The following is a 14,768-nucleotide window of genomic DNA, read 5'->3' as shown; positions in this document are numbered from 1 at the left end:
CATCTTACTCCATGCCAGGGGCACCTTCTTCCAAAGCATCAATGACTGCCGCATCGCGTTGATAAACATCGTTTCTAAACTGAAGGCCATTTTCATCATACCAGGCAGTCAGATAAAGAATATGCACATTAAGCGGCTTTTTGAGCATAATGGTCTTGTCCTTTCCTGACTTCAACACCTCCTGAATCTTCTCTTCATTCCATTCGGGCAGGTCATTCAAAAGATAATTCACAAAATTGAGCGGCTTATTCAGGCGCACACAACCGGAGCTAAATGCTCTGTCCGGGCGATTGAACAGTTCTCTGCTGGGCGTATCATGAATGTAGATGTTGTACTTATTCGGAAACATAAACTTGACGGCCCCCAGTGCATTCGCAGGCCCCGGGTCCTGCCTGATGGTGTATGGAAAATTACTTCGTGAAAGACTATTCCAGTCTACAGATTCGGCAGATACCTCTTCATTACCCCTGAGTACTTTCATGTTCTTAGTCTGTAAATAGCCCACGTTCTTCTTAACCTCAGGCAGTACGTCATTAAAGAGGATGGTTGGTGGTACAGTCCAGTAAGGGTTCAACACAAAATAGGTCATCGTATCACTGAATACAGGCGTCTTACGGTAGGGCTTACCTACTACCACAGTCTGTTGGTAACTCAAAGTATCATCTTTAAAAACCTTCATAGTGTAATCGGCAATATTCACCAGTACATAGTGACTCCCTAAATCCTTATTGATCCATCGAAAGCGTTCGAGATTCGCCTTGATCTTAGCAATCTTCTCCTGAACCGGCACATTGAGCATGGCCAGTGTCTGCTTACCTACATTACCATCTACTTCCAAACCATGATGTTGCTGAAAGCTTTTTACGGCTTCTGCCAGTTGAGGAGTATATTCATTATTGGCTTCTAATTCCAGATTGAAATAACCTTCCACCATGAGCCTTTTCTTGAGGGCCTCCACCCTGGCACCCGTCATACCCGGCTTGAGGGTTTCTCCTGCTTCCAGCACTGACCAGCCACCTGCCTTTCTAATTTCTCTATACTTGACAAGCGACTCTACAAGCCCCCGGTAACTCTGGCTTTCCGGCTCCAGTTGTTCGAATTGCCTTTCAAAATCACCTTCCACTAAACACTGCTTAAGGAAACTCTTGGCATTCCCTTCTCTGCGAACGGCCTGCCATTCACCCTCTACTTCCTCGGGGTTGAGCTTCCCATTAAGAAAATGACTGGCATACATTAAAAAGGCATCGGTAAATAGTAGTTCTGCTGAAGTACTTTGCGACTCTACTGGATCTTTGTAAAGGCTATCCAAAACACGGTAGTGGTAATCAGCAGGGTTCAGACCATGCCGATTAGCGGTTTTAATAATTTCCAGAAAAGACGATTGCAAATTCCTGGTCCACACCCGTTGAAACTGATTCTCAAAATAGAATTCCGGCAACAAGTTGGTGCTGTGAATCAGGTCTCCTTCAATCTCTACGGGTATCCCGGCATTAATGGACTCTGTGTATTTACGAATCAATTCATTTGACTGTGCCAGGGCATCAGTCCTTAGACCTGCTACAGTTAGAAGAATAAGACAAAATAGCTTGATGCTTAATTTCATGTGCTCAGTGTATATCCTAATATAATGCTTTGTTGGACGCCAACTCTAACAAAAGTCACATGGTTCTCTCATTTTTTTATAAGCTGAATATTGGCCTATCTCAGTCCATGATTACCTAATTCACAATTATTTTATTTACATAAGTATAAATTATTTGCGAGTCTGATTTTATTTTATTTACATTGATGTAAAATATCAATATGAAAGGTGATTCATTAGGCGAATTTGAAGAGCTGGTTTTGTTGGCGACCTGTACACTTGGAGAGGACGCCTATGCCAATACCATCAAGGATGAAGTAGAAAGTCATAGCCAGCGGAGCTATAACCTCAGTGCTATCCATGCCGCTTTATATCGGTTAGAGGATAAGGGCTATCTGACTTCTGAGCTTGGCGCTCCAACTCAGAAAAGAGGTGGAAAGCGCAAGCGCATTTTCCAGCCTACTGCTTATGGTATTAAAAGCCTGAAGCAGCAAAGGGCCATGCGTGAATCTCTTTGGCAAAATATTCCTGCATCTACCCTGAACCTTGCTAAATGATGCATCAACCTCCTAAACTGCCACTTCGTATTTTACGCAGATTCTGCCGTGAAGACCGCCTCGAAGAAATTGAAGGTGACTTGTTCGAGGCATATCAAAATTGGAGGTCAGAGAAAAGCAGGGTCACTTCGAGTCTGCTCTACACTTACACACTATTTCGCGATGCTCTTCTCTTTATGAAGAAACCTGATTATTCCATCTTACCCTTCCCTCGCATGATTAAACACTACCTGAAAACTGCATGGAGATCTATGCTTCACGAAAAGTCTTTTACCCTCATTAATCTATTTGGCTTAACCGTTGGCCTGGCCAGCAGCCTTATGCTTATTCTCCTGATTATTGAGCAAGCCCGAAAAGACTTTGACCTGCCAGGCAAAGACAGGATTTACAAGGTTGAATCCAATGCGGGCATCAGACCTTCAGAGGGATTTAAAAGCTCAACACATCCAGGTGTTGGCCCATTTCTTCAACAGGTTATGCCTCAGGTAGAAGACTATACCATCCTGAATAAAATCGAGTGGAATGTAATCTCACAACAAGGAGAAAGAAGAAACTACTTTAAAGAAGACTTTCTTTTAGCCGACAGCTTATTCTTCAACATCTTCCCCCAGACTTTTTTAAGGGGAAACCCTACTACTGCTTTGAAATCCTTTTCAGATATAGTCCTTACTGAATCTACCGCCTTTAAATACTTTGGAAGTGAAAACCCAATAGGGCAAGAGCTTGAAATTGTCAATAACAGAAGAAACCGTTTCACAGTTAGTGCGGTCATTCAAGACCCTCCACCACATGCAAGTATTCAGTTCGACCTGATTGTTTCTCAAACCATTGAGTATGATATTACCTCCGGTGGCTATGACATGACTAATGTCTATTTCAAACTAGCACCCAATACAGATATCTCAGCTTTTGAAAAAGAAGCCAATACACAGATTGCAGGTGTTGTCAGTGGCCCATTAATGACTTCCATTCAATACAGACTTAAGTCATTTGAGGAGGTGAAATACGACCTGGAAATTCCTAACGATGTGATTGTACCTACGGACAAGAAGCTGTACGGTATTTTCACCACTATTGCCATCGCCATTTTACTTCTGGCCATTATCAACTACATCAACCTCACGGCAGCCAGGTCTCTGAAACGGGGACAGGAAGCCGGCATCAGAAAAGTACTGGGAGCTGGTAAAGGAAGCTTCATCGCTCAATTCCTTACCGAATCGTGGTTACTTTGTCTGATTGCATTACCCCTTGCCATTCTTTTGGTAGAGTCATTTACCCCTTTCTTTGAAGACGCACTGAATACAGAGTTGAGTTTCCGCTACTATACAGACATTACTTTCATAGGAATTACAGCTGCCATTCTATTCCTCACAGGGCTGGTAGCGGGGCTGTATCCTGCTTTGCTGGTTTCCAGATTCTCATTCAGTCAATTTCTCAAGGGACGAATAGCCGATAGTGGAAAGGGACGGTATATCAGAAAGGCACTGGTCGTTTTCCAATTCACCATGGCCATAGTATTGATTGTTGGGGCCATTATCGTGCAGCGACAACTGAACCTCTTTCAACAGCAAAAGCTAAGCTATGCACCAGAACAGATAGTGGTATTGGACAGGGCCCTTTCTCAAAACTTCGACCTGATCAGGGCCGATGTACAAAAAATCCCCGGAGTAGAATCAGTTTCCATCTCCACCAGTCCACCAGCAGGCAATAACTTTCGCTTTGACACAGATTTGCTGAATGTAGGAGAACTGGTACAGGGTCATAATATTGACGAATATTATGCAGAACTGCTCAATCTTGAATTTGTGAGCGGTGAAAATTTCGACCCGGAAAAACTGTCGGACTATAGCTCTACTGTTATCATTAATGAGACCATGGCCAACCTGCTTCTGGAAGTAAATCCAAAGAAAGTAGAGCATCCGTTGGAAGTTACTTATTCCTTTATGTACGATGAGGCACGTATTCAGGGAGTTGTTAAAGACTTCCACTTACAATCGCTCCATGAGAAAATCAAACCCATGGTTTTCTTCTATGAAGACTTTAGTGGCTATAATGGCGCCTATAGCCTGATCAAACTCAGTACAACAAACATTCAGGAAACCATGGCGAGTATTGAAGATATCTGGCAGGAACACATTCCTACGGCTCCTTTCCGCTATCAGTTTCTGGATAGTCGATTCAATAATCTCTATACTACAGAAATGAGACTGGGCAAAATCTTTCAGCTATTCACCGCCATTGCACTGATGGTTTCCTGCCTTGGTTTATTAGGTCTGGTCACCTTTATCATTCAATCGAAGGTGAAAGAAATAGCTATTCGCAAGGTATTAGGAGCCAGAATTAACCAGATCGTTTCGCTTTTCCTGAAAGAGATTTACTGGCTCATTGGCCTTTCCAGTCTGTTAGGTCTGCCGATAGCTTATTGGCTGATGAATCGCTGGCTGCAGGACTTTGCCTACCATACCGATATTCCGCTTTCCATCATACTAACCACAGTAATACTGATGCTTACCATTGCCTCATTGACAGTGCTGCTGCGAACGCTGAAAACAGCCAGGATGAATCCGGTAAATTCTTTGAGAAACGACTAAAGTAAGGGGAAATGAAGTGGGATATACTGGATTCGAACCAGTGACCTCTGCCCTGTCAAGGCAGCGCTCTAAACCAACTGAGCTAATACCCCTTAAATTTTAGAAGCAGTTTCAAGTGATGCCTTTCTATAATTGAAAAACAAAAAAGAAAGGCAGTCTTTCAACTGCCTTGCAATATTAATAAAACTCTTTATTCCTCTTAATGATTATAGAGCTTTTTATAATACTCATCGGCCATTCTCGAAGCTCTGAAGTATTTATTCACATCTTCCATGCTCTGGAAGTTCATCTCTACCCATTGATCGTGATTGTTATAGTACATCGGCACAATCTCATCTTCAAGAATTTGCATCATATGGTCTGCATCCCACTGATCTTGCTCTCCTTCAGGCGCTGAGGTATCAGCTTCTGGAATCACGAAGCCATTTTTACCATGCTCTCCAAATTCTAAAATCCAGCCATCGTTGGTAGAAAAGTTGAGCGAACCATTCATGGCTGCCGTCATACCAGATGTACCGGAAGCCTCCAAAGGAATACGTGGATTGTTCAGCCAAACATCAGAACCTTTCTTCATCAAGGCCGATAAACCCAGCTCATAGCCGGTAAGGATAGTGGCATTATGATATTTTCTGGTAAAGTATACCAACCAGTTAAAGGTACTGACAGCGGAATGGTCGAGTGGATAAGGCTTTCCTGCCCAAATGACCTGAACAGGATAGTCCTTGTTATTTAAAAGCTTCTCGAATCTTTCTACATCTCTGGCGATCAGATCGGCACGTTTGTAACCTGCAAATCTCCTGGCCCAAACTATGGTGAGCACGTTCGGGTCTAGAATCTTACCGGTTTGATCTGCCACCAGTTGAAATAGCTCATGTTTGAGCTCCTTCTTTCGGCTAACAAATTTCTTGTTATTCTTTTTCTCAAAGGCCTTTTCCAGCTCTTTGTCAGTCCAATAGTTTTTATTCTGGGCGTTGGTAATTGGAATGATGTCACAGATATCATTAAATCCACCCCACATTTCTGCGGAAACTTCCTGGTGCTTTTTAGACACGGCATTGGCAATCTTCGAAAGCCTTAGTGCTGCCAGGGTATGGTTGAACATTCCCTGATCCAAACCTACCAGCTCATCAACCTCCCTGATACTAAAACCATTGAAGAAGCCCAGCTTATGGAGGAAATTAGGGTCGTTCACCTCATTCCCTGCCTTAACAGGTGTATGTGTAGTGAAAACCAATTTTTCCTTCACCTTATCGACACTACCATACTTCTCCAGCAACCTGAAAGCTGCAGGCAAGGCGTGTGCCTCATTGAAGTGGTATAAATCCACCTCATGTCCCAGTGCCTCGAGCAATTTGGCTCCACCAACACCCAATAGAATGTATTGGGCAATTCTGGTAGCAATGTTATTATCGTAGAGTTTATGGGTAATGGTATGTGCCAGGTGATCATTCTCTGGATGGTCAGTCGACAGCAAGAATATAGGTGCTGTACCAAATACCTCTGGCGCCAGGTAATAGACCTTGGCTTTCACCGGATGGTTATCTACTGAAACCTCAATTTCAATATCCAGCTCCTGCAGAAAGTTATAATGTCTTTCCTGCCAAAGCACATCCAGTTCATTGTTATGCTTTCTTACCTGGTCGTAGTAACCGTATTTCCATAGAATACCAATACCGACCATATTTTGCTTCAGGTCGTAGGCACTACGCATATGTGAACCAGCCAGAAAGCCCAGTCCGCCAGAGTAAATTTTAAGTGGTTGGTCAATGGCAAACTCCATGGAGAAGTAGGCCACGGGCTTTTCATAGCCCTTACCATATTGATAAGGATGTTTTAGCTTGAAACTCATGTTAATTCGATTTCGCGGCTCCTAAAATACAGGAATGCCCCCTCACTCCTGACTGATCTGGTGATTTCTTTTATGCAAACGATTGTGAGCGAAAGAGAGAAGCACTAGAGCTCAAAGCCCAGTCTGGCAATCCATGCTTTTCCATGAGGACTGGTTACAGGATTGTAGAATACATCGTAGAAAATGGAAACATTCATCTTGATCCCTTTTCTTACATTGAACTGTTTTCCAATTCCTACAAGTCCGGTTCTATACCAATTGTAAGATATACTATTATCTAAATTCTCTGTATTGACCTTGCTGGCTTCATAGTTAGCCTGAAAGAAAAAGTTAGGGGTGATAAAGTACCTGCTTAAGCCTCTGAGGCTCCACACTTGTTGTCTGCCCTGCTGATTAGAAGAGGCCACCTTATTCGATTTCTCTAACTGAATACGCCCGGCACTTTCAACTCCGAGGCTGAGACGTTTATTGACAGGATATACAATATTACCTGCCAGGTCTATCGATACCGGCTTCTCTGGGTTATAGTTAAGATTACCACCAAACTGCAAGCGCTGAAACAACGGAAGGCCTTTGTATGGATTATATCTTTTGGGTGCATCTTCAAGACTTTCGAGGCTGGGAAACTCTGCTTTGGCTTCTTGCATCTTAGCCATAGCCTCATCAAAACGTTCCTGCAAGCTCTCCCCTACCTTCTCCAATTCTTTTGCCTTTTCTTCCAGTTTGTCCTTTACAAAATCATTAGTCTGGAGTCTGTCCATATTTTTTCTGTAACCTTCTGGAAGCGGTTTGTAAGCCTTTATTTTTTCCAGTTGATCTTTCATCAGTTGCGCTTCAGGTAAACTCTCAACTTTCGACAGCATAACCTCATCAAAGTCTTTGAACTCTGATTTATACTTTCCGAAATTGTCTAGTACATCTCCGGCCCTTTTGTTTACTTTTTTGATATTGGATGGGGTGAATATATCCTTAGCCTTTAGAGAGTCCTTCTTCAGTTTTGAAATAGCTTCAAGCTCCTTTAAGGTTTCTATACTTTCCTGAACTTCATCTGAAACAGGCAATTTTTCTGGAGTTTCCTTTAAGTCTTCTGAAAGCTTTTGTCTCAATGATCCAAAGGCACTCTCAGTGCTATCCTTAAAATTTTCCTTTATCTCCCCAATTTGTTGTTTAATCAGAGAATCAAGTTCCGCCTCGGAGGCATCCGGATATTGTTTGGCCAAGGTGCGCTTACCTTTCTTCTTAAGTTTTCTGAGGTCTTTCAGCAGTTTGGCATTGGAAGATTGTAATTCACCAGAGGTAGTTGACACACTACTCTCATTAAGATTGATACTCTGAGCATTCAAGTTCTGAGCATACCCGCCAAGCATTAAAAAAATACACAGAAGAAATGTGTGTTTCATTCAGCAATGTTACAATGAGTATAACCCATATCAAACTACATATTCCATAAAAGGGCTACTGTCAATTGTCTGAAGTTTTAAGCTCTTTGAGCTCGGCTTCCATTTTAGACATCCTCTTCTCCTGCTCAATAATGTAAAGAGTAAGCTCTTCGATCTTCTCCAGAAGCCTGAGTTGCATCTCTCCAACGTTCTGGCCGTTAGCTTCTACTTCCTGTGCACTCGGGATATTGGGCAGGTGGGAGTATGTTTTGATATAAGTTTCCAATTCGGACAGACTTCTCAATTTATAACCCGACTTAAATACGTAATCTGGCACAGACCCGGGAGAGGCCGTTACCTTCACTCGGCTAGATTCTATCTCATCTTCAACAATCATCTTTTGACTAAAACGGCTTGTGCCCGTTACATCCAAGGCATAACTGGAAGAATAACTGTTATTCGCTCCTTGACCTATGGCCAGGTGGTTTCTTAAAATCACATCCCCATCATTCTGTATGTGTAATCTGTATAGTCCATTATTTCCAAAGTATAATTCTTGGCCTATAGCCTGAGCATAACTGGTACTGAATGGACCAAAGTAGGCGATATTATTATTGAACGAAGCGCTACTCTCCATTAAAATACCACCTCCTGCAAACAGTCTCAGTTTACCACCTACCTCATTCTGCCAGTAGAGATCATTATTACCCATACTACCATCTCCAAACCATCCTATTCTGGTATTATCAAGTTGTCTCCATTCCAGATAGCCTCCTGAGGAAATCCCATTTGAATTATTGTCTTTGAAAATTAGAAGTGGCCAAGCGTGATTAATGGTCAGACTGCCATTAACAGTCTCATCTTGCGCTTTTAGCGATACAAGAACAGCCATAAGACAGGCTGTGATCAGTAGTTTTGTCCTCATGTGAGTTTAGTTCTATTTGTTAAAAATTGATTATAAATGAATATTTAAGATCGCTATTTCAAACTTATTGAGAAAGGTTAATCCGATGATTCATATGAAAGGTATAACCTGAAACCAGACATATATTTTCACAAGGGCTAGTAATACAATAAGCTTCTTACTAAAACATATGGTTTTACGATTCAATCTTTTGATGTGCAGCCTCAAGTTGAGATGGTGTCGCTCTATTTTATTGATACCCCTGCGTCTGACATGATGCAGGTGGCTTGGGATAAGACAGAAGTATTGTCTTAGTCTATCTGTATAGATAGCTTTGGGCGAGAGTGCCAGTACTTTTTGAACAACCTGCCCCAGATTTCTCAAAGACCTTGAGCCAACAACCACATCAATTATTTTCCCTGTACCTCTTGAAATAGCTGAGATGACCCATTTACGGTTTTTCTTATGGCCAACATAGGTGCAGAGTTCATCTATTTCATATTCATCATTGGGTAAAAAAGCCGTTTGCGGAACCAAAGTCTTGCCCCATTTCCTTATCCATCTCAATTGGGTTGAAACTGCCACACCGGTAATGACCTGACTTCCTCTCAGTCCACTTCCCGTCTTAAGGCAATTCAGGTATAACTGTTTGCTTGAATAGTTACAAGCCAGATATCGGTAAGTTGATTGCTGATATTTTCTACATATTTTACAACAGTACTTTTGCTTACCATTGCTTTGCTTACCAGCCTTTATACATGGTGAAGCACAATATTGACATTTCATGTGTGATAATTGATAACACCAAGGAAACAAAAACCATTATTAGCTATCCTCAGCTTGTGTTTATTGCCTCAATAATACATCTCCACTCTTGAAAAAAGAAAAGGCCGTTCTCAAAACAGCCTTAATTTTTGAAATTTTCAATGCTTTATATTCAAACAGATAATTGATAGCATTACCGGATAATGAGAATTCTACCTTTCACAGCCTAGCGCTAATCACTCTGTATTATTACTTTATAAAAAAACCCTCCGAAGAGGGCTTTATGTTTTGACAGATAATTGATAGAACTACCAAGTATATGACATATGGTCTCAGCAAACCCCAGGTGAGCGTTTCCAACTAGTTATTAATAAACCTTGCTGTCTTTATATGTTCCAATTCTCTATTCTTTGTTATTCTAAACAGAAATATATAGCTATCGCCCTGTATATAAGAACCCTTTCTGTTATCCCTTTTTGTCAAATCATGAAATATCTCACACATGAATAACCCATTATCAATTTCGGAAAAATATACTTTGTTAAGACTCCTTTTTTTCCCTTTCGTAGTATGAAACTCACCCCTTTTATTCATTGGCAGATTCATTGACATATCGACTTCATCTAATGCTTTTTTCATAAAGCTTGCCAACTCTTCATACTTAAGGATACATGTTGATATCATAAAATCGTTGCTCTTTGAGTCTCTGAGTATCGATTTAAACTCCTCTGAATTTTCGACATATTGTTCAAAGGCTACTTCTCTGAAATCCAGTTGCTGTCCCAATAAAGTCGAAGGAAATAACACAATTGTTAATATTATATATTTATAGCTTCTCATATTTATTTGATTACTACAGATGCTGTTTGATTTTTACCTTGTTGCCTATATGTAAATTGAATTCTAGTAATTTCTGCATTATAGTGAGTTCTCTGTCCATAAGGTGCTCCATTACCGTAACCATTATCTAATTCCCTTCTATAAGTATTTACTCTATCAACTGCATCTCCAGTACTCGTCAAATCACTTCTAACAGGGTCTATTGCTTTATTGCCAACAAAAGTATGTTGAAGTTCGTGCATGAATGTCATACCAACGCCCATAGTAAGTTTATTAAGTTTATCTGAAGTTTTATCAACAGTTATTCGAATAGCATCAAAATCCATGAAAACCTCACTAGTTTCAGGATTAGTTTTTGATCCTCTATTACTCTTATCCACTGATATCATACCACCATTTATGGCCTTGAAAAGATCTTCCCTTGCACTTTCACTTCCCATTTCGGTTTCCTTTGCTCCTTCAGCAGCATTTGAAATAATTGCATTTCCATTATCATCTTTTTCAAAGTCCAAATAACCAGATTTATTTAAAAATAAATTCAGTCCTGTAATACTACTTAACTGTGAAAGCATGGTTTCTGTATTATTAGTATTGTTGATTTTATCGTCAAGAACAATAGCTGCAAAGCTGACAGTGTCACCCAAATAATCGTTATATAGAATAGGGTTATTGCTCATTCCAACATAAGGAGATTCTCTTTCAGAAGCCTTTGGATCAACTTGCCACCATCTACCTAATACAGGATCATAATTACGGTAAAAAGCGTCATAGACATTAATGTCAAATTCTGTGTTTTCCTCAATTCCGTTAAACTTGTACTGATTAGGCTTACTCAAAGGAGCATTGGAAGACAATGCCTGAATATTCATCCCAAAGGGATAGTAATGATCTTCCTGTAGGATAGCACCTTTGGTATGAGTGATTCTTAAATCATCAAAGAAGACATCAAAATTGGCCGCACTCTCATTGGAAACAAATACATATAGATAACCTCCCTCTGTAATGCTCAGTGTCGCAAAACTCAGCTTCTCATGGGCTCCATTAGCCAGACTGGTCACCTGATCATGTCCTGAAGTGATATAGCCAAAGTCCTGATCGAAGAGGATATAGTTCAGGTAAGCTCTTGGCTGGCTCGAACTGCCCCCTACAAAGACATAGCCGCTATTGGTGTTGAACAGATTGTATATTGACTGTTGTTCTGTTGTTCCCCCACTTATTCCACCAAAGGTGGCTGCTATAGCGGTAACCATCTGAGATTGACTCAATCCTGTGCTACTGCCAATTGTACCGTCATATCTGGCATATACCTCCAGGTCCACCTGATCTCCTGCCGTTACAGCCATTAGCTTACCCGGACCACTTCTTCTATTCGCATCGCTACCATTTAACCTGGAGGCTTCATTAGCAGTGATTGAACCATCAACTGTGTAGTTGCCAGAAGTGGAGGTCACTCTGGAAGCATCCATATTCAAGAATAGACTTTCTTCAAAAGACTCATATTCCGTCTCCATAGTGGCAATATAAACCGCTACCTCATCGTCTTCTGTCAGTGTCATGCGGGTATTGCCCAAATGGTCTTTCACATAGTAGTCATATACCAGTGTACCTTCATTGTTCTTTCTTACCCTACCTTCTTCATGGGCAAAGTGCTGCAGCTCATCATTTTCATAAATGAAGCCGGCAACGTAATCTGTTACTGTTATCTCCCCTCCATTGTTGACTGTCTTAGCCAGTTTAATTCCTGCTGCATCGTAGGTATAGGTTATCGTCTTGGTACTGCTGTTGCCAAATGTGATGGTCTCTGGCAGGTTAAGATGGTTGTAGGTAATGTCTCCCGATTGAATGTCTTTATTCAGGTCTGTTATCATATTACCATTACCATCATAGGTATAGTCTGTAGTTCCTGTATTGCCATCTACAAAATCTCCCTGTCCCAGGTCTCCGGCAGCATCAGCCACCTTTTGCAATTGGTTGCTCTTGCCTGAGTTGTTGTAAGTATAAGTCAGATTGTCAATGGTCAAAATATTTCCTGCCACCGTACCCATACGCATCAGGCTGGTGATGTTTCCATTCACATCATAGCCATAGCTGGTACTATAGTCATTCTCCGTCTGTAACCATGAACTCCCTTGGGTATAGTCGGCCAGTTCCAGACGGTTACTCTCATCATAGGTAAAACCATAGGCTCTTACATCAGAACTGGAGGTACTCTTCCACTTCACTCCTGCTATATTTCCATTCAGCTGGTTTTGAGTAAACCCATGGTCATAGCTCAGGGTCATACCAAAATAATGACCACTGCCTCCATTTACATAGTCCTTATTGATTCCTTCCAGCCAGCCTCTGACTGTATAGTCAAAGTTGAGTGTTTCCAGTGGGGTGGTTGGATTGTCAAGTTTCTTGGTTATCAACTGGCCCAGATCGTCATATGTATTAGTCACAAATGTCTTATAGCTGCCTCCATTAATCTTCTGCTGAATATTCAATAACCTTCCGGTACCTGAGTTCTCATAAGTGAAGCGCTTGGCTATTGTGGTCTGAGATTCACTTCCACTGGCCTGGGGGTTGTTGTGTTCGGTATAGGTGTTAAGCACCTTTCCACTAAAATCATACTGTGTCGTATTGATGTCTTGGCTTCCCAGGTGATTATCAGCTACGGTTTGGATAACTCTATTCCTGTCATCATAAAACATTACTGTGGTCAGCCACTCGTCTGCACTACCCAGAACCTTTACCCTACTCCCTGTAGCCATGCCCTCAACACTGGAATATACCGTAGGGTCTATCGCATTGTTGGTTCCTGCAGTATGGAAATCCACTTCCTGACCGCTGTCATAGGTGGTCAGAGTGAAATCATAGTTATCGTAGTAACTCACTGTCAATACCTCTTCAGTATAGTCCTTAAGACTCGGAAAGGTGGCATCATGATAACCCTGAACAAAGGTATAATCACTACTGAGCGCTGGAACAATCTCTGTCTCAAAATACTCTCCATTGGAATCGAAACCCGGCAAAAACTCTATGGTCGTTTTGCTCCTGTAAATAGCTGTACCACTAATATGGTAGCTGAGTGAGATACTATTGGCCTCCAGTACGTTATTCATATCCAACGGCTCGGTACTTACATTAAAAACAGCAGAAGCGTTTGCCTGTGTCTGCATCGTAGCTCTTGTATTACTGCTGTTGATAAAGCCCGTGAGTACCGGTCTGTTCAAATCATCATACTTAGTGAATAGCCATTTACCGTCAGTGGTCATGTTCGCATCACGGGTAAGTACCAGTCTGTCTAGTTTATCATACACCATCTCTACCAATCCTCCACCAGGCACCCGCTTGGTTATCATTCTATTGCGGTCATCATAGGTATAGTGGAATGCCAGTGCATTCATATCGGTCGTGTTCCATGACCAGCTATTGGCACTCAGTACTTCTTCTGCCCTTGGTGGCAATACAAACCTCAGGTTACCATAGTCATCATATACATAATAGGTATTCATCCAGTTGCTTCTACCGTCTGCTGTGCTTGCTCCCTTTTGAACACGCTTAAGCACTACCCTACCCAGCTTGTCTGTAAATTCTCTTACCTGATTGCCTTCTTCATCTGTTACAATCGAAACTGTCAGGCTCTTTATAGCATATGTCCCTGGGCTGGAAGCTGAACTGGCACCTGCGGTCCAGCGTCTAACATCATCTGTACTGTTGTTGGTCCTCCAGCTTGAGCTTACTCCATTACTACTACCCGCCCAGCTATTGCCCGGAGACATTTGTTTTAATGGTCTGTTCAAAGGAGAGTTCTCATAGCTGGTCAGTCCGTAAAAAATATCTTCATGTGGGTAGAAACCTGATCCAGCGGTTCCATTGCCATTCATAAAAGTGTTCAATCTCGCACTGGGACTCAGGTGCATCCTGCCGTCTCCATAGTCACTCTGAAATGCCATCGGCTGATAAACCTGTCTGCCATATGCATCATACACCATATACTGAACCAAATCCTTCCCCCCGGGAAGGGCTCTTCTGGCTACACTTTGGATAGGTCTGCCCAAACCATCTACATACTGTGTAGCCTGCATCACATTTCCATTGGTGATTTCTGTAGAAAGACCTGTTTCTGTAGTCATTGCCTTGTAGAAATCAAAGGTCCTTACATAACTCACCTTATCATCTGTCTGATAAGATGTCGTTGGCAAGGTTGAAGTCTTCGATGCACGGTCTCCCGACACCGGCTTTATCTGCCCCTCAACCGGGAAAACTACCGAAAACAATAAAATGATTAGTAAAAACTTAACCTCCTGTGTATGCAT

The 14,768-nt window shown here is 41.7% G+C and carries 9 protein-coding genes and 1 tRNA gene; 2 read left to right on the top strand and 8 right to left on the bottom strand.

Features of this window, described 5'->3' with window-relative positions:
- Positions 1-4: 4 nt before the first annotated feature.
- Entirely contained in the window at positions 5-1,603 is a 1,599-nt protein-coding gene (locus tag ACOOEY_RS15190) for a L,D-transpeptidase family protein (RefSeq protein WP_420385576.1), read from the bottom strand.
- Positions 1,604-1,803: 200 nt separating this feature from the next.
- Between ACOOEY_RS15190 and ACOOEY_RS15185 the strand changes: the two genes are divergently transcribed.
- Together ACOOEY_RS15185 and ACOOEY_RS15180 are read left to right on the top strand one after the other, a co-directional pair.
- The gene (locus ACOOEY_RS15185) at positions 1,804-2,139 is read left to right on the top strand and encodes a PadR family transcriptional regulator (RefSeq protein ID WP_420385575.1); all 336 of its coding nucleotides are present in this window, start codon (positions 1,804-1,806) and stop codon (positions 2,137-2,139) included.
- A complete protein-coding gene (locus ACOOEY_RS15180; protein ID WP_420385574.1) occupies positions 2,136-4,730 on the top strand; it encodes an FtsX-like permease family protein in 2,595 nt (864 codons plus the stop codon). Before ACOOEY_RS15185 ends, ACOOEY_RS15180 begins: the two co-directional genes overlap by 4 nt.
- Positions 4,731-4,747: 17 nt before the next feature.
- Here ACOOEY_RS15180 and ACOOEY_RS15175 read toward each other — a convergent pair.
- The 7 genes from ACOOEY_RS15175 to ACOOEY_RS15145 form a co-directional block, all read right to left on the bottom strand.
- Positions 4,748-4,822: transfer RNA gene (locus ACOOEY_RS15175), tRNA-Val, on the bottom strand.
- Positions 4,823-4,929: 107 nt separating this feature from the next.
- Positions 4,930-6,579 (bottom strand): alpha-glucan family phosphorylase, encoded by a 1,650-nt coding sequence (gene glgP, locus ACOOEY_RS15170; RefSeq protein WP_420385573.1) that lies wholly within the window; start codon positions 6,577-6,579, stop codon positions 4,930-4,932.
- A gap of 104 nt (positions 6,580-6,683) precedes the next feature.
- Positions 6,684-7,979, bottom strand: coding sequence for a hypothetical protein (locus ACOOEY_RS15165; protein WP_420385572.1), 1,296 nt, complete (start codon positions 7,977-7,979; stop codon positions 6,684-6,686).
- Between the two features lie 61 nt (positions 7,980-8,040).
- Complete coding sequence (locus ACOOEY_RS15160; RefSeq protein ID WP_420385571.1) at positions 8,041-8,883, bottom strand: hypothetical protein; 843 nt, start codon at positions 8,881-8,883, stop codon at positions 8,041-8,043.
- A gap of 90 nt (positions 8,884-8,973) precedes the next feature.
- A complete protein-coding gene (locus ACOOEY_RS15155; RefSeq protein WP_420385570.1) occupies positions 8,974-9,648 on the bottom strand; it encodes an IS1 family transposase in 675 nt (224 codons plus the stop codon).
- Between the two features lie 339 nt (positions 9,649-9,987).
- Positions 9,988-10,467, bottom strand: a complete 480-nt coding sequence (locus tag ACOOEY_RS15150) for a hypothetical protein (RefSeq protein ID WP_420385569.1) — start codon at positions 10,465-10,467, stop codon at positions 9,988-9,990.
- A 2-nt stretch (positions 10,468-10,469) separates the two neighbouring features.
- Entirely contained in the window at positions 10,470-14,768 is a 4,299-nt protein-coding gene (locus ACOOEY_RS15145) for a DUF6443 domain-containing protein (protein ID WP_420385568.1), read from the bottom strand.

Origin of the sequence: Roseivirga sp. (genome assembly GCF_965216855.1) — a bacterium.
Classification (GTDB): Bacteria; Bacteroidota; Bacteroidia; order Cytophagales; family Cyclobacteriaceae; genus Roseivirga.
The sequence above is the reverse complement of the archived record's forward strand: the minus strand, read 5'-3'. Positions and strand labels throughout refer to the sequence as shown.